The following is a 3103-nucleotide window of genomic DNA, read 5'->3' as shown; positions in this document are numbered from 1 at the left end:
CAATCTTTAATGTAACCGACCCATGCTTGGTAAACTTGATTGCGTTGTTCAGCAGGTTCAGCAAAATTTGTGTCAACCGGGTAGGATCGCCCAGCAAAATCGGAGGAAGATTGCTGTCTATTTCCGTGACCAGCTTCAGGTCTTTATCAACGGCGGCTGCCTGAAACATGGTCTTGATTGACGAAGCAAGCAGATAAATGCTGAACGGAATGGACTCCAGCTTTATCATACCCGCTTCAATCTTCGATATATCCAGAATGTCGTTAACGATGGTCAGCAGGTTTTTACTGGCCGTTCGAAGTAAAGCGACGTACTCTTTCTGATCTGTATCCAGCGAGGTAGTATCCAGCAGATCGGAGAAACCGATGATAGCGTTCAGCGGAGTACGTATTTCGTGGCTCATATTAGCCAGAAAGTTCTCTTTCAGTTTGGCGGTTTTTTCGGCTAACTCCTTGGCTTCCTGCAGCCGCTGCTGCGATTGAACCCGATCGCTGATATCGATGCTGGACGTAATGACGTACTGAACCTCTCCGTTGGCGTCGTAAACAGGCGATGCTGTGGTAAACATCTGAACGGCTTTACCATCCATACGCATTTCAATATCATCGGCCTGTGCAGCTTCGCCCTGTAACGCACGATACGTTGGTCTTTCCTCCAGCGGGTAAGGCTCACCGCCTGGAAATCGGTAGGACTGAATGGAATTAACCGCGTCGCTGTACGAGTTGATACGGTCTAAGTTGCCAAACAATTTCGAAGCCGCTCCATTCGAATAATAGAACTCTCCGCGCTGATTGACAATGACGATAGCCACCGGTACGGCTTCCAGCAATTTCTTGGTTTGCTGCTCACTTTCAACCAGTTGCTGATTTAACCGATCCCTATTACGTAACGTCTGAAAAAGCAGGTACGTAGCCCAGATGATCATGATTAACGCCGTAATAAAGCCAACCAGGCTACTCATCGTTGCGTAATCGGCGGATCGTTTACTCTGCGACGTGCGTGTTTCGAGCAATACGTTTTCGTAGCTCTCAACCGTTTTCAGCACCTGATAAAACGTAGTGCTGATGCCCATATAAAGCTCGATTGAATCAAGGCGAGCTTTACCGTTAGCAATCGCTCCCTCTTTAAACAGCGTCTGGCTGTGGGCCAGTTTACGTTGGTATAATTCCTGGAGTTTCTCTATCCGCTTTTGTTGTATGGGGTTATCGTTCGTCAGCGTGTGAAGCGCTTTCAGCTGCTCGGTCATTTCATCAGCATTTCGTTTAAAATCCGCCTTGAAATAAGGATTTCTACCAAGCAAATGCCCCCTTAAGTCGTTGTCTAAATTGGTGAGGATACCGGATACATGCTGCGTTTTGTTCAACACTAAATGCGTATGGATCTCCCAATTATTTGTTCTAATCAACTGCTGAATTGTTCGATGTGCATTTATGCCTACAAGTACAGTAATCAGCAAACCGAAGGCTACCATTAAGATAATCCGTCTGTTCTGTATCATCAGTAAATACTATTAATCAATACGTGGCCAGTTAAAGGAAACCCGCTCAAGGATAGATGGTGGATAAACAGGCCGATAGCATTTACCCCACGACCCATGGAGAGAAGTGATTTAATAAATCGTCAGCAAGGAGCGTCTATACAACCGTAGTAGTGATTAAAATTAGTTTAGTGAATTTATTTCTCAAAATTAATACGGCTATGTTACTATAATTTTTCCTCTTAAAACTTATTTATTGTTTTTTGCTTGATTGGCATCAAAAAACCGGAGTAACAAAAATGCGCTATAATTTAATCCATGTGCATGTTTATCTTGTTTATAGACTATTATTCATTCGTTTTGCCATGAAAACAGCTTTATATAAACTCATTCCACTGCTGTTGCTGGTTAATGCTTTTGCTTCTGCCCAAACCCGCTTTTCTGTAGCCATTACGGCTTCACCTGCCTACGCCCACTTCAATACCAGCCTTAATTTGCTGGTTCCGGATGGCAATGGGCAAATCCAGCCGATAAACTTATCCAACAAATCCTCATCAGCTGGCTTCTTAACAGGCTTCATGATGCACTATGCCTTCACACCCCGATGGTCTGTCTCATCGGGGTTGTGGTATAATCGATTGGGTGCTGATGGGATTAATCCGTTTGTTCCGGGCAATTTTCCCGCCCGGATTATTAGCCAGAATTTGCAAATTCCCCTTCTGGTTAATCTGCGGTTAAACAGCCGTCGACTGTCCCCTTACTTTTCGCTTGGCAGCCTTGCCAATTTCCCCCAGTCGACCCTCTATCGAAGTGAGACCAACGCCGGTACTGACAAGACTAGCATTCGGTTCAACACTCCGGCTGATTTCCGGGCTGTAGTTGGCGCGGGGGTTTCCTACCAACTGGCTCAACACTGGTCGTTACTATTCCAGCCTCAGCTTGTCTGGCACTTCCAGCCGAAGGGCGATTATGAGCGATTTATCGCTTATCAGTTAAACGGGCATTTTCAGCTTATGTATTCGTTTTAACATCCGAACCGCTATTTCCGGTCTGAATGCCCCAGATCTTTCTCCGGGTTTACTACGTCACGTACGAGTTGTTTCAACTCTTTGATTTCTGGAAATCGCCCTTCCACTTTTCGGTCAAAAATAACCTGGTCGTCGATACGTACCGAAAACCGACCACTGAATTCGGACGGCTGTAGCAACACGCCGTGAACGTCCTCCGTAAACGTTGTCAGCAATTCCTGCGCCATCCAGGCCGACCGTAGCAGCCAGCCACATTTTGGGCAATACTCAAGAGTTATTGTAGGCTTCATTTAGCTTCAATTTTGTCCTTACACCAACCGAATCCCTTTTTCCTCAATCACGATCTTCCGTTCGCGGTACAACGTACCGACTGCTTTTTTAAAGGTCTTCTTACTCATTTCCAGCGCTTTGTAAATTGCGTCGGGCGGACTGTTATCAGTAAGCGGGAGAAACCCGTTTTCGGCTTTGAGCGTAGCGATGATACGCTGTGCGTTGGGCTCTACGTTCTCAAAACCCGCCCGCTGCAGACTGACGTCTACACGGTCATCGTCGCGAATGTTTTTGATGTATCCAATAAGCGGATCGCCGGGTCGGACGG

At 46.2% G+C, this 3103-nt stretch carries 3 protein-coding genes and 1 pseudogene; 1 reads left to right on the top strand and 3 read right to left on the bottom strand.

The window, feature by feature from the left end; all coding sequences use genetic code 11:
* Positions 1–1366 (bottom strand): histidine kinase dimerization/phospho-acceptor domain-containing protein (locus ACOJS8_RS23830; RefSeq protein WP_420151062.1); only part of this gene is annotated, 1366 nt, incomplete at its 3' end.
* Positions 1367–1842: 476 nt separating this feature from the next.
* Between ACOJS8_RS23830 and ACOJS8_RS23825 the strand changes: the two genes are divergently transcribed.
* A complete protein-coding gene (locus ACOJS8_RS23825) occupies positions 1843–2505 on the top strand; it encodes an outer membrane beta-barrel protein (RefSeq protein WP_420151061.1) in 663 nt (220 codons plus the stop codon).
* Between the two features lie 11 nt (positions 2506–2516).
* Here the strand turns inward: ACOJS8_RS23825 and ACOJS8_RS23820 are convergent, their stop codons facing one another.
* Positions 2517–2795: a SelT/SelW/SelH family protein gene (locus ACOJS8_RS23820; protein ID WP_420151060.1), complete on the bottom strand. Its 279-nt coding sequence runs from the start codon at positions 2793–2795 to the stop codon at positions 2517–2519.
* Positions 2796–2813: 18 nt separating this feature from the next.
* A pseudogene (locus ACOJS8_RS23815) lies at positions 2814–3103 on the bottom strand (GntR family transcriptional regulator); the annotation flags it as partial.

Source organism: Spirosoma sp. (assembly GCF_048594605.1).
Taxonomy (GTDB): domain Bacteria; phylum Bacteroidota; class Bacteroidia; order Cytophagales; family Spirosomataceae; genus Spirosoma.
This window is presented reverse-complemented; position numbering and strand designations above follow the sequence as displayed.